At 59.9% G+C, this 19,772-nt stretch carries 20 protein-coding genes; 10 read left to right on the top strand and 10 right to left on the bottom strand.

Annotated features, from left to right (window positions below):
- The first annotated feature begins 62 nt into the window (after positions 1-62).
- Positions 63-608, top strand: a complete 546-nt coding sequence (locus tag MWU49_RS11955) for an NADPH-dependent FMN reductase (RefSeq protein ID WP_246972555.1) — start codon at positions 63-65, stop codon at positions 606-608.
- Positions 609-842: 234 nt separating this feature from the next.
- Here the strand turns inward: MWU49_RS11955 and MWU49_RS11950 are convergent, their stop codons facing one another.
- From MWU49_RS11950 to MWU49_RS11930, 5 genes are all read right to left on the bottom strand, one after another.
- Positions 843-1,427, bottom strand: a complete 585-nt coding sequence (locus MWU49_RS11950) for a TIGR00730 family Rossman fold protein (RefSeq protein WP_246972552.1) — start codon at positions 1,425-1,427, stop codon at positions 843-845.
- Between the two features lie 161 nt (positions 1,428-1,588).
- Entirely contained in the window at positions 1,589-2,899 is a 1,311-nt protein-coding gene (phoR, locus tag MWU49_RS11945; RefSeq protein WP_246972549.1) for a phosphate regulon sensor histidine kinase PhoR, read from the bottom strand.
- A 71-nt stretch (positions 2,900-2,970) separates the two neighbouring features.
- Complete coding sequence (gene phoB, locus MWU49_RS11940; RefSeq protein WP_246972546.1) at positions 2,971-3,675, bottom strand: phosphate regulon transcriptional regulator PhoB; 705 nt, start codon at positions 3,673-3,675, stop codon at positions 2,971-2,973.
- A 289-nt stretch (positions 3,676-3,964) separates the two neighbouring features.
- Positions 3,965-4,837, bottom strand: coding sequence for a 4-hydroxybenzoate octaprenyltransferase (ubiA, locus tag MWU49_RS11935; RefSeq protein ID WP_246972533.1), 873 nt, complete (start codon positions 4,835-4,837; stop codon positions 3,965-3,967).
- Between the two features lie 173 nt (positions 4,838-5,010).
- The gene (locus tag MWU49_RS11930) at positions 5,011-5,580 is read right to left on the bottom strand and encodes a chorismate lyase (protein ID WP_246972530.1); all 570 of its coding nucleotides are present in this window, start codon (positions 5,578-5,580) and stop codon (positions 5,011-5,013) included.
- Positions 5,581-5,800: 220 nt separating this feature from the next.
- On the opposite strand from MWU49_RS11930, the gene rd reads away from it, so the two are divergent.
- The 5 genes from rd to MWU49_RS11905 all read left to right on the top strand — a co-directional run bounded on the left by rd (position 5,801) and on the right by MWU49_RS11905 (position 10,216).
- Entirely contained in the window at positions 5,801-5,965 is a 165-nt protein-coding gene (rd, locus tag MWU49_RS11925) for a rubredoxin (RefSeq protein WP_246972528.1), read from the top strand.
- 89 nt (positions 5,966-6,054) lie between these two features.
- Positions 6,055-7,203 carry an FAD-dependent oxidoreductase gene (locus MWU49_RS11920; RefSeq protein ID WP_246972526.1) on the top strand — a complete coding sequence of 383 codons (1,149 nt, stop codon included), beginning with the start codon at positions 6,055-6,057 and terminating at the stop codon, positions 7,201-7,203.
- 85 nt (positions 7,204-7,288) lie between these two features.
- The gene (locus tag MWU49_RS11915) at positions 7,289-7,666 is read left to right on the top strand and encodes an SCP2 sterol-binding domain-containing protein (RefSeq protein ID WP_246972524.1); all 378 of its coding nucleotides are present in this window, start codon (positions 7,289-7,291) and stop codon (positions 7,664-7,666) included.
- A gap of 233 nt (positions 7,667-7,899) precedes the next feature.
- Positions 7,900-8,541, top strand: a complete 642-nt coding sequence (locus MWU49_RS11910; protein ID WP_246972522.1) for a hypothetical protein — start codon at positions 7,900-7,902, stop codon at positions 8,539-8,541.
- Positions 8,542-9,154: 613 nt separating this feature from the next.
- The gene (locus MWU49_RS11905) at positions 9,155-10,216 is read left to right on the top strand and encodes a GGDEF domain-containing protein (protein ID WP_246972520.1); all 1,062 of its coding nucleotides are present in this window, start codon (positions 9,155-9,157) and stop codon (positions 10,214-10,216) included.
- Between the two features lie 302 nt (positions 10,217-10,518).
- Here the strand turns inward: MWU49_RS11905 and MWU49_RS11900 are convergent, their stop codons facing one another.
- From MWU49_RS11900 to znuC, 3 genes are all read right to left on the bottom strand, one after another.
- Positions 10,519-11,826, bottom strand: a complete 1,308-nt coding sequence (locus MWU49_RS11900) for an MATE family efflux transporter (protein WP_246972518.1) — start codon at positions 11,824-11,826, stop codon at positions 10,519-10,521.
- A 207-nt stretch (positions 11,827-12,033) separates the two neighbouring features.
- Positions 12,034-12,816: a zinc ABC transporter permease subunit ZnuB gene (znuB, locus tag MWU49_RS11895; RefSeq protein WP_246972924.1), complete on the bottom strand. Its 783-nt coding sequence runs from the start codon at positions 12,814-12,816 to the stop codon at positions 12,034-12,036.
- A complete protein-coding gene (gene znuC / locus MWU49_RS11890; RefSeq protein WP_246972516.1) occupies positions 12,809-13,588 on the bottom strand; it encodes a zinc ABC transporter ATP-binding protein ZnuC in 780 nt (259 codons plus the stop codon). The genes znuB and znuC overlap by 8 nt, the downstream gene beginning before the upstream one ends.
- 258 nt (positions 13,589-13,846) lie before the next feature.
- Here znuC and MWU49_RS11885 point away from each other — a divergent pair, with 258 nt between their 5' ends.
- The gene (locus MWU49_RS11885; protein WP_246972513.1) at positions 13,847-14,728 is read left to right on the top strand and encodes a metal ABC transporter substrate-binding protein; all 882 of its coding nucleotides are present in this window, start codon (positions 13,847-13,849) and stop codon (positions 14,726-14,728) included.
- Between the two features lie 225 nt (positions 14,729-14,953).
- On the opposite strand, the gene MWU49_RS11880 is transcribed toward MWU49_RS11885, so the two are convergent.
- Positions 14,954-15,313: a hypothetical protein gene (locus tag MWU49_RS11880; RefSeq protein ID WP_246972511.1), complete on the bottom strand. Its 360-nt coding sequence runs from the start codon at positions 15,311-15,313 to the stop codon at positions 14,954-14,956.
- Positions 15,314-15,466: 153 nt separating this feature from the next.
- Here MWU49_RS11880 and MWU49_RS11875 point away from each other — a divergent pair, with 153 nt between their 5' ends.
- Complete coding sequence (locus MWU49_RS11875) at positions 15,467-16,558, top strand: cellulase-like family protein (protein WP_246972509.1); 1,092 nt, start codon at positions 15,467-15,469, stop codon at positions 16,556-16,558.
- A 330-nt stretch (positions 16,559-16,888) separates the two neighbouring features.
- On the opposite strand, the gene MWU49_RS11870 is transcribed toward MWU49_RS11875, so the two are convergent.
- Positions 16,889-17,803, bottom strand: a complete 915-nt coding sequence (locus MWU49_RS11870) for a homoserine kinase (RefSeq protein ID WP_246972507.1) — start codon at positions 17,801-17,803, stop codon at positions 16,889-16,891.
- Between the two features lie 122 nt (positions 17,804-17,925).
- On the opposite strand from MWU49_RS11870, the gene MWU49_RS11865 reads away from it, so the two are divergent.
- Together MWU49_RS11865 and MWU49_RS11860 are read left to right on the top strand one after the other, a co-directional pair.
- A complete protein-coding gene (locus MWU49_RS11865) occupies positions 17,926-18,546 on the top strand; it encodes an outer membrane beta-barrel protein (protein ID WP_246972505.1) in 621 nt (206 codons plus the stop codon).
- A 59-nt stretch (positions 18,547-18,605) separates the two neighbouring features.
- The gene (locus MWU49_RS11860; RefSeq protein ID WP_246972503.1) at positions 18,606-19,640 is read left to right on the top strand and encodes an alpha/beta hydrolase; all 1,035 of its coding nucleotides are present in this window, start codon (positions 18,606-18,608) and stop codon (positions 19,638-19,640) included.
- Positions 19,641-19,772 lie beyond the last annotated feature (132 nt).

Raw genomic sequence — 19,772 nt, 5'->3', positions numbered from 1 at the left:
TTTGCAAAAAGTTTTCATGCCCAGGGTGGAATCCACGAAAGACACAGACAGGGAGGTGTCATATGAAAGTATTGGCGATTTCAGGTTCTTTGCGAAAGAACTCTTTCAACTCCGGGTTGATTCGTGCTGCGGCCGATCTGGCTCCGGAAGGCATGCTCATCGAGCAGGCAGATATTTCCGCTGTTCCGCTTTATAACGGTGACGAAGATGGCGACAGCAAACCGGCAGCGGTGGATCATCTGGCCGATCAGATCCGCAACGCTGACGCGTTGATTATTGCTACACCGGAATACAACTTTTCGATTCCAGGCGTGCTGAAAAATGCCATCGACTGGTTGTCACGGGTGCCGGGGAGTATTTTTGCCGGCAAGCCGGCGGCCATCATGGGGGCTGCCATGGGCGGCATGGGAACCAGTCGCAGCCAGTATCATTTACGCCAGGTGTTGGTCTACCTGGATGTGCATCCACTTAACAAGCCGGAAGTGTTCGTGTCTGCCGCACATCAGAAGTGCGATGAGAACGGTAATCTCACAGACGAGAAGACGCGGGAAATGATTGCCAAGCAGCTGCAGGCATTGAAAGAGTGGCATGCAACGCTGAAAGGGTAGTGTGAGAAAGGGCGAGAGTTACGAGGTACGAGTTTCGAGTTGCGAAAGGAAAAAGATCAAGAAAAAACCTTTCGGTTATCGTCGGGTTGGGTTTTTCTCTTCGAAACTCGAAACTCGAAACTCGAAACTCGAAACTCGAAACTCGAAACTCGAAACTCGAAACTCGAAACTCGAAACTCGAAACTCGCGATTGTGTTGCGTGCTGCATGAAGCGTGTTGCCTGCAGCGTTTCTTTTACAACTGATCCTTTTTCTCGATCCAGATATCCAGCAGCGGGGCTGGTTCGGTGAGAAAACTGTCCAGCAAATCCCCGGTTGTTTCGGAGACCCTCAATAGCTTCCGGTGCTGCTGGCGCAGCAGTCCCTCATCAACAGCGTGGTTCAGAAAGCGTAGCAGATGATCGTAGTAACCGTTGATGTTGAGCAAGCCAACGGGTTTGTTGTGAAAGCCCAGCTGGGCCCAGGTAAGAATTTCGAACAGTTCTTCGAAGGTGCCCATGCCACCGGGCAATGCGATAAACCCATCGGACTGCTCCGCCATGGCGGCCTTGCGTTCATGCATGGAAGCTACCACCTGTAATTCGGTCAGGTGATCACTGCCGATTTCCCGGCTCATCAGTGCTTCCGGCATGATGCCGATCACTTCGCCGCCGCGCTCCATCACCGCTTTCGCCAGTGCGCCCATAACGCCAATGCTGGCACCGCCGTAGACCAGTCCCAGCTCGCGTTCCACCAATGCCTGCGCGAGGGAATCCGCCGCTGAAAGATAGGCGTCACCCTTGCCGGAACTGGAGCCGCAATACACACAGATTTTTTTCATGGGAGACAGTTTAAAGTTGAAAGTTCAAAGTTGAAACGCGGACCAGGCCAGCAGGTTTTGCATGGCTGTGCCCGCGCTCGCCGGTAAGGGCGCGGGCACAGAGATCCGGAACGGCAAAACCTGCCTCGCGCCTTTTCAACTTTGAACTTTAAACTTTCAACTCAACCCGCCACGGCTGTCGGCTTGCTGACCAGTCTTTCCGGCGGGAAGTGACAGGTGAAGGTGCTGCCCTGCCCCAGCTGGCTCTTGATCTCCAGCTTGCCACCATGGCGGATCATTACGTGCTTGACGATGGCCAGGCCCAGGCCGGTGCCGCCGGTCTGGGTGACGCGGCTGTTATCCGGACGGTAGAAACGTTCGGTGAGGCGCGGGATATGGGCGGGGTCGATGCCAAGGCCGTTATCATTGACCGACAGATGGGCGCCCTTGTCATCCTGCCACCACTGAATGCGGATGCGGCCCTCTGCCGGGGTGTATTTCACGGCGTTGGTGATCAGGTTGCCGAAGGCGCTTTCCAGTTCTGCCGGGTTGGCCACCAGACGGGCGTCTTCCGGCACATCCAGTTCAATCTGGTGTTGTTTGTCGGCACTCATGGCCAGGGCATTTTCACGCATACGGTTGAGCATGCCATGCACCGCCACGGCCTGTTTGTCGTTGTCGGAATCGGTGTTCTCCAGCCGCGACAGCAACAGCAGGTCAGTGACCAGGGCTTCCATGCGGTTGGACTGGCTTTCCATCTGGGTGAGTGCCCGGCGTAGCCGCGCTTGTTCATCTGGCACGATATCCAGCAGGGTTTCCAGATAGCCCTTGAGTACCGTCAGCGGGGTTTTTAATTCATGGCTGACGTTGGCCACGAAATCCTTGCGCATCTGCTCAAGGTGATGGAGCCGGGTCACGTCCCGGGCCATCAGCAACTGTTCGCCGATACCGAACTCGGTGACGCGGAATTGCAGGATGCGGTTGTCATCCACCGGAGAGGGAATCTCCAGGGCTTCGCGGAAATCACCGGCATGCAGATAATCAGTAAAGCCGGGATGACGTATCAGGTTGGTCAGTGGCTGGCCCAGATCCTGGGCCGCGTTGAAACCCATGTAGCGTTCTGCCGCGGCGTTCCAGTATTCCAGATAGCCATGCTGATCAATAAGAATGACCACATCTTCCAGGGCATTAACGGATTGCTGCGCACGATGAATGATGCCCTGCAGGGTTTCCTGGGCGCGGCGTTCTTTCTGAAAGAGATGTTCCAGGCGGGTGTAGAACTCACCCCACAGGCCAATGCTGTCCGGTGGTTCGGTATGATCATCACGCACCAGCCAGCTGTACAGGGCGAATAGCTGCCGGGTACTCCAGAAGATATAACCGACCAGGCCCACCAGCAGTGGCCAGATATGGCCAACAGCCAGCGCGGCAACGGCGGCCAGGGTGACAAGGCCGGCAATGCGGTTAACTTCTTTGGCCAGGCTGGCTTTCATGTGATCGTGCTGCCCTTGTCGGGAATCTTCGGGGTACGGCGAACAAGCTGCACCCTATCACATTTTCTGTTTCAGGACGCCTTGGCAGCCTTGACCGAAAAGCGGTATCCGGTGCCACGAACGGTCTGGATAAAACGATCAAACCCGAACGGTGCCAGTGCCTTGCGCAGACGCCGGATATGCACATCAATGGTCCGGTCTTCCACGTACACGTTGGCGCCCCAGACCTGATCCAGCAACTGGGTACGCGAGTAGGCCCGTTCCTGGTGGCTCATGAAGAATTCCAGCAGGCGGTATTCGGTGGGGCCCATGTCTACCGGTTCGTCGTTGGCGCTGATGCGGTGGCTCACTGGATCCAGGCACAGACCTTCCACCTCGATGGCTTTTTCAGCCGCAGCACTGGAGGCGCGGCGCAGTACCGCCTTGATACGGGAGATCAGTTCACGGGTGGAAAACGGCTTGGTGATGTAGTCATCGGCGCCCACGTCCAGCCCCTGCACCTTGTTGTCTTCCTCGCTCTTGGCGGTGAGCATGATGATGGGGATTTCGTTGGTGGTCTCGTCGCGCTTGAGGCGGCGGGCCAGCTCGATCCCGGTCACCGAGGGCAGCATCCAGTCCAGCAGCACCAGGTCCGGGCGCTCATCAACGATGATCTCGTGGCCACGTTGGGCATTTTCTGCCTCAAGCACATCAAAGTCGGCCAGTTCCAGGGCGACGGCAACCATCTCGCGGATAGCGGGCTCGTCATCAACAATCAAAATTCGGTTACGGGACATGGCTTCCTTCCTTCGCCTGTCGTTCTAGGTATGGTCACCCATTAGATTGCTCTTTTATGACATGCGTATGACAAGTTGAGCCGGATTCAGAGGAAATGCAAGGATAGAGACAAGCTTCAAGCTGCAAGCTACAACGCGGATCGATGGAGGTGCCACCCGAAGACCCCGGGAGCCGCGATTCAGGGGGGCAAGAAGCAGAAACAGGTTTGCATTGCCTGACGCTTTCAGCGCGGGCACGGCATGGCAGAACCTGAAACCCTGGCCCGCGTTGTAGCTTGCAGCTTGAAGCTTAAAAGTATTGGAAGAACAGCCCCACAAACACGCACGCCCCGCTCCAGTGATTGTTCAGGAAGGCATGGAAGCTTGGCCAGCGTTCGCGGTAGCGGATCAGGCTGTGCTGATAGAGAAAGGTCAGCGACATGGCGGCGATGCCGGCGTACCAGGGCCAGGTAAATTCCAGTCGCTGGCCGACCATGATCAAGGCCAGCAGGGTCAGCCCCTGCAGCACGCCAATCATCAGACGGTCCGCATCGCCGAACAGGATGGCGGTGCTCTTGATGCCCATCTTCAGGTCATCTTCCCGGTCGCACATGGCGTACTGGGTGTCGTAGGCCACCGTCCACACCACGTTGGCCACATACAGCAGCCAGGCGATCTCGGGCACCTCGCCGGCTTCGGCGGCAAAGGCCATGGGAATCGCCCAGCTGAAGGCGGCGCCGAGAAACAGCTGGGGCATGAAGGTGAAGCGCTTGGTGAACGGGTACAGCACGGCGAGGCCAAGGCCGCCGAAGGACAGCCAGAAGGTCAGCTCATTCAGAAACAGCACCAGCACAAAGGCCAGCAGCCCCAGTCCGGCAAACAGGGCCAGTGCCTTCTTGCTGCTGATGGCACCGGTGGCCAGCGGTCGCCCCTTGGTCCGTTCCACACCGCCGTCAAAGTCCCGGTCGGCGAAATCATTAATCACGCAACCGGCGGCGCGCATGATCACCACCCCGAGAAAGAAGATCACGATGGTCTTGAAGCTCGGGGTGCCGTTGCCGGCAATCCACACCGCCCACAGGGTAGGCCACAGCAGTAGCAGGGTGCCGATGGGCCGATCCAGGCGCATCAGCTGTATATAGGGCCACAGGGCGGGGTAGCGGTGTTCAACGAAGGCAAACATGGGACATCCGGTTGTCAGGGCGGGGATAAGTTTCAAGTGACAAGATGCAAGTTGCAAGGAGACAGTATCGAGTTGCGAGACGCGAGTTACGAAAATCAAAAACCTGGCCCGATTGCAGGGTTGTTGCCTTTCGCAACTCGAAACTCGTTACTCGCCATCACCGCTATAGTTGATTAGGCAGATGCGTGGTCCGCGCCTTGCAGCTTGAAGCTTGTCGCTTGCAGCTCTGCTCCCGCCTTCTCCCACAGTGCCGGCAGGAAGTACTCCGCCACCAGCAAGGGTTCGCCGCGTTTGATGAAGCGGGACTGGCGGCCCCAGCATACCGGGTGGCCGTGGCCCGGGGAGGCCATGCGTGCCCAGATCTGGTCGCGTTGGCAAATCGGCCGTTTGTACAGCTCCAGGCCCAGGGAGCGACTGCCCATGTGGCCCAGGGAGCGGTTGGCACCGCGCAGACTGTTCACCGGGAGGATGCTGCGCGCGGCCACCACCGGGGTGTTGTCGAGCAACAGGGTAACTTCACGGATCAGTGCAGCCTGTCGCTCAGGCAGACCGAGTAGCAGACGCTCCTGCAGAGCTGGCACGGCCATGGCATGGAACCCGGGGACCACGCGAAACTGGCCATGGCGCTTCAGGCGCAGGGTCAGGGAATCCGGGTCGGCCATCCAGTTCCGGATCACGGCGGGCATCACCAGCTGTTCCAGCGGGCGCCAGTGGTGGTCAGGATGGAGGGCAGCAGGCAGCATTCAGGTCTCTGTGGATCGGCAAACACGGGCGGCAGGACTATGGCCCATGGCGGCCACAAGGGCAAGCCAGCCCGCGTTCCCTGTATTCCAGAGACGAACCTGACAGTGCCCACTGTCATTGATTTTTGGCGCTGGCACCGATAGGTTAGGCTCCCCCGAGAAACGCCCTGTATGCACCCTTGTAAGTGGGTGCTTACTTTTTAATTTGATGAGGTTCACCATGAAGAAGTGGGAATGTGTTGTGTGCGGTTTCATTTATGACGAAGCCGAAGGTCTGCCGGAAGAAGGTATTGCCCCGGGTACCGCCTGGGATGACGTGCCGGAAGACTGGGTTTGCCCCGACTGCGGCGTCGGCAAGGAAGACTTTGAAATGGTGGAAATCTGAGTCCGGTCTGATCCGGATTCTGCCCCGCAACGGAAGCGGGGCCCACAACATCACGTCCTGCCCATCCATCGCACCCTAAAGGATCATCCATGAACCCTGTAGTCATCATCGGTACCGGCCTGGCCGGCTTCAATACCGTCAAGGAATTCCGCAAGCTGGACAAGGAAACCCCCATCGTCATGCTCACCGCCGACGATGGACGCAACTATTCCAAGCCCATGCTTTCTGCCGGTTTTACCAAGGAAAAGACCGCTGATGACCTGTGCATGGCGACTCCGGAAAAGGTGGCTGAGCAGTTCAATGTGGATGTGCGCACCGGTATCCACGTCGCCGGTATCGATACCGCTGCCAAGCGCGTGCTGCTGCCGGATGATCATCTGGACTACAGCAAGCTGGTGCTGGCGCTGGGCGCGGATACCTGGACCCCGCCGCTGGAAGGCGATGCGGTCGGCAAGGTGTTCTCCGTTAACGACCTGATGGACTACGGCAAATTCCGTGCGGCCCTGGAAGGCAAGAAGAAGGTCACCATTCTGGGTGGCGGCCTGATCGGCTGTGAATTTGCCAATGACCTGTCCAACGGGGGTTTCCAGGTAGAGCTGGTCGAGCCCATGGGTCGCTGCCTGCCGCTGCTCCTGCCGGAAGCGGCCTCCGAGGCCGTGGGCAAAGGGCTGGCAGATCTGGGCGTGAGCTTCCACTTCGGCCCGCTGGCGAAAGCCGTGCATCACGGTGACGGCGATACCCTGGTCACCGAGCTGTCCGATGGCAGCAAGATCGAATCCGATGTGGTGCTGTCTGCCATCGGTCTGCGCCCGCGTATCAGCATGGCCCAGGAAGCGGGCCTCGACACCAATCGTGGCATCATCACCGACCGCACCCTGCGCACCAGCGCCGAAGACGTTTATGCCCTGGGTGACTGCGCCGAGGTGCAGGGCCATGTGCTGCCCTACGTGCTGCCGCTGATGGCGTCTGCCCGTGCCCTGGCCAAGACCCTGTCCGGTGAAACCACCGAGGTGAGCTACGGGGTGATGCCGGTAACCATCAAGACCCCGGCCTGTCCGGTGGTGGTTTGCCCGGCCGCTGACGGTAGCGAAGGCGAGTGGGAAATCGAAGCCGATGGCGCCAACGTCCAGGCCCTGTTCCGTGGCAAGGATGGCAACCTGCTCGGCTATGCCCTCACCGGCGACGCGGTGAAAGAAAAGATGAAGCTCAACAAGGAACTGCCGGCGGTAATGCCGTAGGGACGCAACAGGCAACACGCTTCACGCATCACGCGCGTGGTGCGTGTAGCATGCAGCGTGTTGCTGATCTGATTAAGGACGTTTCATGAAATTTGCTCTGGTGCTGTTGATCCTCGGCTGGCGGTTGCGCTGGCTGGCCTGGCGTAATGAAGGTTTTCGCAAGCAACTGGAAAACCGCGATGTGGTGATGCAGTGGCGGACGTTTTCCGGCAAGCCGGCGCGCTGGTTCCAGTTCACTCCCGGCAAGGTGGTGGCGAGAGGTGGCATCAACCCGTCACCCACCGTGACCCTCAACTTCAAGGATGCGGACTATGCCTTCGCCACCCTGAAGCAGGCCGGCAAGAACCAGATGGCGTTCATGGAAGGCATGCAGGCGGGTGACATCAAGATCGAGGGTGATCCGGGCCAGCTGATGTGGTTCATGACCCTGATGAAATTCATCATGCCCGGCGGAAAGAAATAACCAGTTTCGAGATACGAGAAGCGAGTTTCGAAAGGCAAAACCGTTCCTGCAGCAGGTTTTCGCAACTCGGAACTCGTTACTCGCTTTCCACTACCTGGCAATAGCGACCAGGCATACGTTTCTGTAACGGTCACTGATATCCCCCTGGCGTGGACGCATTTTCGCTGTGGCCTCTGTGTTTAAAACGCCTTACCCTGTCAGCATTCATTCCCTTGCATACCGAAGGATTCTCCATGCATCTGGTTCAACGTGCTTTCCTCTTCTGTGCAGTGCTGTTGCTGGCGGCCTGTGCTACCACCACGGAAACCCATTCCACCTGGCAGACCAAAACCGGTGAACCGCGCCCGACCTTTGGCCACCTGTTCGTGATTGTGCTGGCGGAGTCCGCAGTGACCTCCGCTACCGTGGAAAAGGAAGTGGGCAAGAGCCTCGCCAAGCGTGATGTGAAGGCCACCCTGTCTTCCGAGAGCCTGGGCGGCGAAAGCCAGAAGGCCGAGCAGTATCGCGCCCATGTGGAAGCCGCAGTGAAGGAAAGCGGTGCCGATGGCGTGATGGTGGTGAGCCTGCTGAAAGTGGAAGAGCGTGACGAGTATGTGCCGCCCCAGGTGGACTACCTGCCCATGACCTCCGCGCCACTCTATCTGGGTTATGGCCCCTATGTGGGCTACAGCTACAGTGCCGTTTACCAGCCGGGCTATTATCAGAACGCCACGGATTACTACCTGCAGACCCAGCTCTACAACGTGGCTAACAAGAAGCCGGTTTGGCAGGCCCAGTCCCGCAGCATGAACCCCTACAGCCTGGATGCCGGTGCGGCCGGGTATGCCAAGAGCGTGATCGGGCAACTGGATCGCGACGGCGGCCTGAAGCGGTAAATAATGAGTTCATAGCGAAATTGCGGGCATGGCAGATGGGGTGAGGGTTCGCATCTGAATCTGCCCCAGATTGCTAGACGCCTGAAGCCCGACGCCTGACGCTGAAGAACCAATACTCCTCTGGGCACCGCAGGCAAGGGCCCTTTCCTTTGAATCTCTTCCAAATACCAACACACCATACAGACTCGCATGGCCTGAGGGATGTTTGATGGCCTTTACAGACCGGATGCTTTTTGAGCGTCGGGCATCCGGCGTCAGGCGTATTGCTACGAGTCGCGGGAGAGAGGGTGTTATGCGAATAGCGCTCTCGCCGCGCCACTGCCGACGACCACATGTCGGGGTGTGGTGAAAACCCTTTAGCTGCAAAGGCACTCCTTACCCTCCTCTCCCTTCTCACGCATTTCGTAACTCGAAACTCGTACCTCGCTACTGCTTCCCAAAAGCAACTCCGCGCACATCAAAAAATGTGAACCGCGTCACCTTTTCCCCTGAACGGTATCCTGGGCCGGATATGCGTCAGTTCGTCCTATAGTGTTCATTTGCCATCAGCGTATTATGAAAAGACAACCGTTCGCATGGGGCCAGGAAGGCTCGCGGGGGCGAGGGAGACAACATGCCTACCATGAAAACGCTGCTGGAACAGCTGCGCGTGACGGAAACGGAGTTACGTGTCCGCAAGCGCCTGCTGGACTTTGGCGATGATGATATTGATGCCTTGACCGAGTGTTGTTCCCTGGTGGAACAGCGCCTGGACACCATTGTGGATACCTTTTACGGCATCCAGACCAGCAATCCCGAGATCGCCGCCTTGATCGGCGATGCCGACACCCTTGATCGCCTGCAGGCCGCCCAGCGCCGCTACATCCTCGATCTTTTCACCGGTGTCTATGATCTGGAGTATGCCAACAACCGGCTGCGCATCGGCCTGGTACACAAGCGCATCGGTGTAGAACCCAAATACTATCTGTCGGCGGTGTACTTGCTGCGTCGTTTACTGGTGGAAAACCTGAACGATCTGGTTAGCGACAAGGACCGGCGCAAGCGGGTGATCAAGGCGTTGGACAAGCTGATCTATTTCGATGTGACGCTGGTATTCGAAACCTACATCCAGAGCATGGTGTCGGAAATCGAAGCGGTGAAGAACCGCACCGAAGACTATGCTCGTGCGCTGGAAGAAACTGTCGCCATGCGCAACGGCGAGTTGCGTACCGATGCTCTCACCGGGTTGACCACCCGGCGCTTTCTTCATGAAGCCCTGCACCGTACTCTCAAGGCGGCCCAGCGCCGCGGTGAGCCGGTTTCCCTGATCTTTGTGGATGTGGATGACTTCAAGCATCTCAATGATGAGCGCGGCCATGCCTATGGTGACCAGGTGCTGTGCGAGCTAGGCAAGGTGCTGCAGGATGCCGCTCGGGGTGAAGATACCTGTGTGCGTTACGGTGGCGATGAATTCTGTGTGGTGCTGGCCAATAGCACCGAGCAACAGGCCATGGCCAGTTATTGCCAGCGCATCAAGAGTCTGTTGGCGGAACGTTTACCCAACGTGCATATCAGTCTTGGAGTCGTGCAGACCGGGCCCGGGAAATTTGAAAAAGCCGAAGAGCTGCTCAAGCATGCGGACCACCGCATGTATCAGGAAAAGACTGTCAAGAAGAACGGGCTGGCGAAGCATTGATGGGACGCAGGATGCAGGACGCCTGACGCAAAACTCTTGCCGATAGCTGCTGTAGGAACGTAGCGCAGCGGAGTAACGCACGCAGTGCGGCCCCGAAGGGGTGAGCGTAGCGAATAACTTGCCTGCAAGCGATCCGAGCCTTGGCGAGGTAAGGATTCCAGAAACGAGTTTCGAGTAACGAGTACCGAGTTTCGAAAGGCAAAAAGATTAAGGAAAAAATCTTTCGCTTACAGGCAGGTCGGGTTTTGATCTTCGAAACTCGAAACTCGCTTTCGTCTTTATCGCCATGCAGGCATGAGCTTCTACCGAGACGGGCGGTTAGCGTCTGGCATGCGCAGTCGTTTCATCAACACCCACCCCATACACATTCCCCGTGCCGCCATGAAGCCGTTCATGGTCAGCCACAGGCCATGGTTGTCCCAGCCGCGGGTGAGCGCCCAGAGCAGGAAAAACACCGCTACTGACGCCAGCATGGTGTTACGCATGGCGGCGCCCCAAGTGGCGCCAACGAAGATGCCGTCCAGCCAGAAGCCGGCGCTGGCGGTGAGCGGCAACAGCAGGATCCAGGGCAGGTAATGGATGGCGGTGTCGCGAATACCGGGAAGATCGGTGAGCAGGCCGATCAGGGGCGCGCCGCCCAGTGCAAACAGCGCCAGGCCGATCACCGCGCAACCCAGGGTCCAGCGACCGGTGGCGGCGATGGCGAGCCTCAGGGCATGCTGATCGTCCTTGCCCCGGGCCTCGCCCACCAGTGCCTCGGCGGCGTTGGCAAAGCCATCCAGCAAGTTGCTCAGGATCAACAGGAAGGTGATCAACACCGCGTTTGCGGCCAGTACCGCATCGCCGAGGCGAGCGCCCTGGGCGGTGAAGAAAAAGAAACAGCTGAGCAGAGCCAGGCTGCGGATAAAGATATCCCGGTTCACACTCATTAGCGCCAGGATAGCGGGCAGCTGCCAGACCGGCTCCCGATGCCGGGGTGGGCGCAGGGCATGGCGCAGCCAGAACAGCCCGCCTGCCAGGCCGATGTACTCGGCGCAGGCGCTGGCGGTGGCGACGCCACGCACATCCCAATCCCACACCTGCACCAGCAGTACATCCAGCAAGGCGTTACTGCTGTGCATCAGCAGGGTCATCTTCAGCGGCACGCGGGTGTTGTGGGTGCCGATGGCAAAGCCGATCAGGGCAAAATTGGCCAGTGCCGCTGGCGCGCCGAGAATACGGATGTTGATGTAGTCCCGCGCCAGCCCCTGCACCTCGTCACTACCCCCGAGCAACCATAGGCCGGTTTCCCGCAACAGCGGTGAGAGCAGGATCAGCGCCAGACCGAGACCGCAGGAGAGCAGCAAGCCGCGCAGCAGCACCACCCGGGTGTCCCGTTCGCCTCCCTTCGCCTGGGAAGCAAAGCCGGTGGTGCCCATGCGCAGGAAGTTGAACGAGAAGTACAGAAACATGAAGAAGTTGCCACCCAGCGCCACCGCCGCCAGATAGCGCGGATGCGCCAGATGTCCCACCACCGCGGTATCCACCAGTCCCAACAGCGGCGCGGTCAGGTTCGACAGCAGCAACGGCCAGGCCAGCATCCAGATGCGTTGGTTAAGGGAAAGACTCATTCACACTCCGGCAAACCTTTTTACGAAGCCGCTGTAGCACCACTTGAGGTGCGAAAAGCAGTGACGAGTTTCGAAAACCTTAACCCTTCACCCTCCACCAATTGGTAAGGTTTTGATTTGAGGTTTTGCCTTTCGCAACTCGAAACTCGTTACTCGCTGACGCTCGTTTCGCACCTCCAGTGGTGCTCCTACAAATAAAAAGCGGCGTTAGGCGGGCTTTCTCAGCAACGTCAACACAAACAACCCGCTGGCCGCGACCACGATGGACGGCCCTACCGGCGTGTTGGCAAACCAGCTCACCGTCAGCCCGGCCAGTACCGCAAGCGTGCCGAGCAGGCTCGCCACCAGGGCCATCTGCGCCGGAGTGTGGGTCAGGCGACGGGCGCTGGCGGCAGGGATTACCAGCAGGGAGGTAATCAGCAGTACCCCCACGGTACGAATGGCGCCGGCAATCAGTAGCGCCAGTAACAGCATCAGCAGTAGGCGGGTGGCTTGCACGGACACGCCTTCCACCTGGGCCAGTTCCTCGCTCACCGTGATGCTGAGCAGTGAGCGCCATTGCCACAGCATCAGTGTCAGGATCACTACGGCACCGCCCCACAGGCCGATCACATCCTGCCAGCCCACCGCCAGCAGATCACCGAATAGATAGGCGAACAGATCCACCTGGATACCGGTTTGCAGACTGATGGCAATCACACCGAGGGCCAGGGTGGTATGGGCGACGATGCCCAGCAGTGTATCCCCGGCCAGCTGGCGCTGATGCTGCAGGGCGGTGAGAGCAGCCGCCAGACCGAGACATACGGCGACCACCGCCAGATACAGGTTGATATCCATGGCCAGTCCCAGTGCCGCGCCCAGCAACGCGCCATGGGCCAGGGTGTCACCGAAGAACGCCATCCTGCGCCACACTACAAAGGCGCCCATGGGGCCGGACACCAGCGCCACAGCGAGACCGGCCAGCAACGGTGGCAGCAGCAGTTCAATCATGGTTGCAGGGGCCTTCGTGGTCGTGGTGATGGTGATGATGGGCGTTGCCGTGCAGATCATGGTCATGATCATGATCATGGGTGTACAGCGCCAGGTTGGGGGTGCCGGCGGCGGGGCCGAACAGTTCGTGGTAGGCCGGGTCGCGGCTGACGGTTTCCGGATTGCCAGAGCAGCAGACATGGCGCTGCAGGCAGATCACCTCGTCAGTGGCCGCCATCACCAGGTGCAAATCGTGGGAGATCAGCAGGATGGCGCAGCCCAGCTCGTCGCGTACATCCTTGAGCAGGCCATACAGGGCATTCTGGCCGGCCACATCCACCCCCTGGGCGGGTTCATCCAGTACCAGCAGATCAGGCTTGCGCAGCAGCGCCCGGGCCAGCAGCACCCGCTGCATCTCTCCGCCGGAGAGCTGTTGTACCGCGCGGCGGCGCAGATGGGCCACTCCGGCCCGTTCCAGTGCGGCACGGCGGGCCGACGTCGGGCCTGGCGCAGCCAGCCACAGGAAACGGTCCACGGTCAGCGGCAGACTGTCGTCCACCTTGATCTGCTGGGGCATATAGCCGATGCGCAGGCCGCGGCGACGCGTCACGGAACCACTGTCCACTTTCACCAGTCCCAGTACCACCCGCGCGAGGGTGCTCTTGCCGGCGCCATTGGGGCCGATCAGGGTGGTGATCCGCCCGGGTGCCAGACTCACGCTCACCTCAGACAGCACCGAGGTGCCACCCAGGGTGACCGAGACTGAATCGACTTGTACCAATGGTTCCGACATAACCGGGGCCCGAATAACAAAGGCGCAATGATATACTGCCCGCCTTTCGCCTGCACTGAAGGGCGAGCGACAAGCCGCAAGCTTCAAGCTACAAGGCGCGGTGAAGTCTGTGCAAACGGCCTTGTTGTCGCCGCGTTTCAGGCCAAGGGAATGCGGCGCGGTAGAAGCCTCAGACGGGTGGCTCCGGATGGGGCCGAGCCTTGTAGCTTGAAGCTTGTAGCTTGTACCTCCCAACATCATTTGAATTTGAGGAATTTCATGCGCCGTTTCTGGCTGACAACCCTGCTGCTTATTTGCTCCCCCGCCTGGAGCCAGACCATCGTCGCCAGTGTGGAGCCGTTGGCTAAGGCGCTACGTGGCCTGTATGGCCCCGAAGTGGAGGTGGTGACCCTGTTGCAGGCCAACCAGAATCCCCATCAGCTGGCCCTGTCGCCGCGGCAGGCGTTGTTGGTGCGGCAGGCGGACCTGATGGTGTGGCTGGGGGCGGCGGTGGAAGCGCCGCTGGCACCGCTGGTGGCCCGCCGCGACAAGGCCTCGGTGGCACTGCTGGATCTTGACGGGGTGGTGCGCCGTGAAGGCGATGCCCATGAGCACGGCCATGATGACCACGATCACGAGGCCCATGGTGAGGATGATGCCTATCTGGATCCGCACCTGTGGTTGTCGGTAGACAACATGGTGCTGCTATCTGAGGCGGTGGCCAGCGCCCTGCCCGCAGGGCTGGCTGAACAGCAGCCGGCGCTCTGGCAACAGCAGGCCCGGCAAATGGGCGAGCAGCTGAAGGCACAAATGGTGTCGCTGACGCAGGTGCCCTGGCTGACCTACCACCATCCCTGGGGATATTTCACCGCGCCGCTGGGGCTGGCAGAGCCGGTGGTGGTCAGCCAGCAGTTGGACGCGGGCCCCGGCAGTCGTCGATTTGTGGCGCTGGCAGGCGAAATCCGGGAGCGTAATGTGCAGTGCATGATCCGCGAGCCGGAAGCCCGCACCGCCATGCTGGCGCGGCTGTGTCCGGATTGCCGGGTAGAAGCCCTGGACCCGCTGGGCCGGGACCAGCCCGAGCTGGGATATCTGGATTGGCTGGCGCACCTGGGCTCAGGCTTCGAGCGTTGTCTGCAGGGCCCTGCAGGAACCGAGTGATTGCAGGGGCCCTCTGTGCCCTTGAGGTAAGCCTGGGGTGGGGCCTCTGTGGGAGCGTGCTTGCACGCGAAGCCTTTATTCCAGGGGCTCGATTCGCGTGCAAGCACGCTCCCACAAAAACCGGAACACTGCTATGTCCGACCCAGTGTCGGGTTTTCGCTTTTCGAAACTCGTTGCCAGAAGCCGGTATGTTGCATGAAGCGTGCTGCGTGCAGCATCTCTCTGCTACAGATCCCGCACTGGCATCAAGGTAGGCGGCGGCGGCGGTGGGGCTTCTTCCGGGGTGGGGATAACCTGCACCGTATCGCGCTGGCGCTGCAGTAGCTCCTGGTCGTTTTCCAGATAGCGCGACTCCGAACTGATGGCATTCAGCCCCTTGCTTTCATCGGTGGTATCCAGCTCCACGGGGGATTCCAGGTACAACGATTCCAGCTCATGGCTTTCCATTGCCTTTGCCGGCCCTTTTTCACTGGTTTGTGGCGCCTGTTCATCCGGTGGCGCAGAGTCTGGCAGCTGCTCCGCTGCGGGCAACGTCAGGGGGGCCAGTGAGGCCATCATCAAGGTATGCAGTATTATTCTTTTCATGGCATTGATCATAGCCCGGCTGACCAGTGAGGGGAATTGACAGGGCCGGGCTTGTGTCAAGGTGGGTCATTCTGCCGATAACAGGACGCACAGCCATTGAGGCCGGTTAGGAAACCGGTATGCTGGTGCGCTTGATTGGGAGACTTCACCGATATGCCTCAACCCTTGGCAATAGCTCGCTGGGATTTATCCTGGCTACTGCACCGCGACTTGCGCGACGGTGCCTTTGCCTCGTTGGAGCGTGTCCTCGACGAAACCCAGCTGCGTGGTTTCAATGCCCTGCGTCTGGATCCCTGCCCACACTTGATCGCCACCCCGGAAAACGGCATCCACCTGGATCGCTGTGAATTGCTGCCCGCCGGTGGCCGCCCGGTGGAAGTGAAGATCCGCAATGCGCTCCAGCACCTGATGCAGTCCACCCATGAGCGGGGCATGAAGGTCTGGTTCAGCAGTCGTTTTATCAATGACAGCCGTGCCCGCCGCTCCTTTGTGCGTCGCCCGGAGGACTTTGTCTCGGTGTGGAGCGACACCCTGTCACTGGTGTCGGACTGGGGTTATCTGGATGATGTGGCCGGGCTCGATTTCTGCCACCAGTTTCCCTCTTTGCCGGCGGCACATGGGGTTACCCGGCGGGTGTTCCAGCGCTCCCCGGAGCGGCCGCTGCCGTCGCACTGGTCGGAGCAGGCCAACCGCCGGCTGGAAGATTACCTGCTGGAAATTCCCCGCTCCCTGCATGCCCTGTTTCCGTCGGTGCCGGTGGGGCTGAGTACCACGGTGGCGTTGAGCGAACACCTGCGCCAGCTGGATACCAGCGAGCTGGATTTCCTGGATTTCAGTCTGTGGCTGGATGATGACCCGCGCTATCGGCTGGCCAGTGGCGAGTCCATGCCCATGTCAGGCTTGCTCAGCAAGTTTGCCAGCCCGGTGAAACAAATATTGCTGGATGCGGCGGGCAACCACTGGCAGCGGCGGCTGGAAGACCAGCTTAACCGGCGAATGGCCTTTACCCGCCTGCGGCGCCTGCATCCGGTGCTCAGCGAGGGCTTCGTCAACCAGCCCCGTCATTTGCGTCGCTTGCCGACGGGCTGGGCGGATCTGCATGAAATGATGGTGGTCAACGCTCTCACCCAGGGCGTGGAGGCGCTCACCCCCAGCTCCCTGGCCTGCCCGGATTACCCCTGGCTGTGGCAGGAACAGGAATATCTCGCCCACCTCAACCAGATGATTCTGGCGGGGAGTGCATGATTTGACGCTGGACGCCGGAGGCCTGACGCACAACCGTTACCAATAGCTGCTGTGGGAACGTAGCGCAGCGGAGTAACGCACGCAGTGCGGCCCCGAAGGGGTGAGCGTAGCGAATAACTTGCCTGCAAGCGATCCGAGCCTCGGCGAGGTAAGGATTCCAGAAGCGAGTTTTGAGTACCGAGTTTCGAAAACCTGAAACCGGTGGAAAGGAACCCGGTTTGGGGGTTTTGTCTTTCGAAACTCGTCTCTCGCACCTCGAATACCTCGCCGAGGCTCGGATCGCTTGCAGGCAAGCTCCCACAGGAGGTTTCCTTGGGCTCTGGCATGCAATCAGATGTTTCTGACCCGCCACCCGTAAATCCTGGCGAACTCCTCCGGGTCCTTGCTGCCCTGGCCTTCGCTGTGCTCGGCCACCGGGCCGGCGAGGCGGGATAACCAGAAGCGCAGGGCGGCCACGGCCAGGGCCTGTTTCAGGCGGCCAGGGTCGAATTGGCCGCCATTGGCCTGATAGGCCTCCAGCAGGGCCTGCTCGCGTTCAGGCAGAGGTTTGCCATCGGGGGCGACACACCAGTCATTCAGCGTCACCGCCAGGTCATATTCCGGGTCATCCAGGCAGGCATTGTAGAAATCCAGCAGTGCGCTGATCCGGCCGTCCTTCCAGAGCAGGTTGTCTCGGAACAAGTCCCCGTGGATCAGGGTGCGGCCGGCAGGACTGGCCTGCCAGCGGTCCAGCAACTGGCGCGCGCCTGCCTGCTGGCTCGCAGGCAGCCGTGTCAGCTGGTGGCGCAGGGAGTCCAGCCGCTCACGTTCACTGGGCAGTGGCAGCAGGGCAGCCGTATCGCACTGGTGAAGTCGCGCCAGCAAGGTGCCCACCTGGGCGCAGCGGCCCTTATCCACTGCAAAATCATGATCGCCGGGGAGGCGCGGCATCAATACGGCGGGCTTGCCTGCCACGCGGATCTGCCAGTTGCCCTGAGCATCTGTAAGGGGGCCGGGTACCGGGAGTTGCGGATCGTTGGCCAGCTCTGCCAGCAGGTGCAGGTAGGGGCGTACCGCCTCATTGTCCAGACTTTCGAATACCGTCAGCACCAGTGCGGCCGCGTTGCCTTCACCTTGGCTGGCGTCAATCAGGAAGGTGCTGTTCTCGATACCATGGCTGGCGCCCCGAAAAGCCACCAGCGTGAAGCCAAAGGGGGCCAGGACCTGGGCCATCTGAGTGGAATCGAGCGGCGTATAGACTGACATGAATGCGTTCCTGGTTCGGCGTGCAGGGCGTAATTCAGCGGCTCCCCGGCAAAGACTCTGTTATCCAGCGATGGTATAACAGGCAGCCGTGATACCTAGAATAACAAAAAGGACGACCTTCCATGCGTTACTGGATGCTTTTCGGGTTGTTGCTGAGTCCTGCTGTGTGGGCGGCGGAACCGGCAGAGAGCGACCCATCTTCCCGGGTGGCCCATTTTCAGGATTCCCGCTACGGCTACGCCGCGGCCAACCTGATGCAGCTCAATCTGGATTACAACCGGTATGAGACTACGCCGTCCGGGCTGGCGCTCAGACTGGGCGGCATGATTGATGAAAATTGGGGTGTGGAGCTGCGGCTTGGTACCGGTCCTTCCCCGGACACCCGTCGGGCACAAAACAGCCGCAACAAGGTGGATTACACCGTGGACCATGTGGGTGCCCTGTTGGCCACCGGCAAGTGGTCATTCGACTCGCCCGTGGCCAAGCAGCAGGTGGACAGCTTCTTTGTGCAGGGCTTTGCCGGCATTGCCGACGTGAAGGTCAAAACCGAGGCGCGCCGTTGTAATGCCCTGGGCTGCAGCAGTGATGTGGAGCGTGACGACGACACCAGCCTGGCCTTTGGCGCCGCCATTGGCCTGCGCACGGTCTGGGATATCGGTCTCAGCCTGCAGTACATGCAGTACGTGGACAAGGAATACATTACCGTCACCGGTATCGAGGGCGGTCTGGAGTGGTATTTCTGATACACTCGCGCTGGTTCTGTTTCCAGTCTGCCAGTGAGATTGTCACCCAAGGAGTCCTGATGAATCCCGTTGCCCTCGAGCGCGCTGCGCTGAAGTCCCTGATGTTGCTGCCGCGGCCGATATTGTCCCGGTTGGCCGCTGGTCTGGAAACCCGAGGCCGTGATCATCTCGACCCCCATATCCGTTTTCTGCTTGCCCTCAGTGCGGCAAAGCCTTCACTGAATACGGTGCCGGTGGCGGAAGCCCGCAAGCTCTACCGAGACATGATTGCCTTGCTGGATGTGGCCGAGCAACCGCTGCCTGTAGTGGTGGATCATCAGGTGCCAGTGGAAGGTGAAACCACCGTGCTGGTGCGCCGCTACCGCCCGGAAAATGCGCCGCGACTGGCCCCGGCCATCCTGTTCTTCCACGGTGGTGGTTTCACTGTCGGAGGCGTGGAAGAGTACGACCGCCTCTGTCGCTATATCGCCGAGCGCACCAATGCCGTGGTGCTGAGCGTGGACTACCGGCTTTCACCAGAGCATCCCTCCCCCACTGGTGCCAATGATTGCCTGGCAGTATGGCGCTGGTTACTGGATAACGCGGCCGCTCTGGGGCTGGATGCCGGGCGTCTGGCGGTGATGGGCGACAGTGCCGGTGGCAACCTCAGCGCGGTGGTTTGCCAGCAGGCCAAACTGGCAGGGTTGCCACTCCCTGCGCTGCAAGTGCTGATTTACCCCACCACCGATGGCGCTCTGGAGCACCCTTCTGTGCAGAGCCTTGGTCAGGGTTTCGGCCTCGACCTGCCACTGCTGACCTGGTTCCGTAGCCACTTCATACCCGATCTGGCACTGATCGAAGACTATCGTGTTTCTCCGCTGCGCAACCCGGATCTCAATGGTCTCCCGCCGGCCATCCTGATCACCGCCACGGATCCTCTTCGGGATGAAGGTCTGGAATACGGCGAAAAACTCCGCGCCGCCGGTGTCGATGTCATCAGCCTGGATTACCCGAAGCTGGTGCACGGTTTCATCAGCATGGGCGGCGCCATTCCGGCGGCGCGCAAGGCGGTGGACGAGATTTGTGATGCGGCGGTGAAGCAGTTGAAAGTTTAAAGTTGAAAGTTAAAAAGGCGCGAGACAGGTTTTGCCGTTCTGGATCTTTGTGCCCGCGCCCTTACCGGTGAACGCGGGCAAGGTATTGCAAAACCCGCTGGCCTGGCCCGCGTTTCAACTTTGAACTTTTAA

This window comes from Alcanivorax sp. S6407 (assembly GCF_023016115.1).
GTDB lineage: Bacteria > Pseudomonadota > Gammaproteobacteria > Pseudomonadales > Alcanivoracaceae > Alcanivorax.
This window is presented reverse-complemented; position numbering and strand designations above follow the sequence as displayed.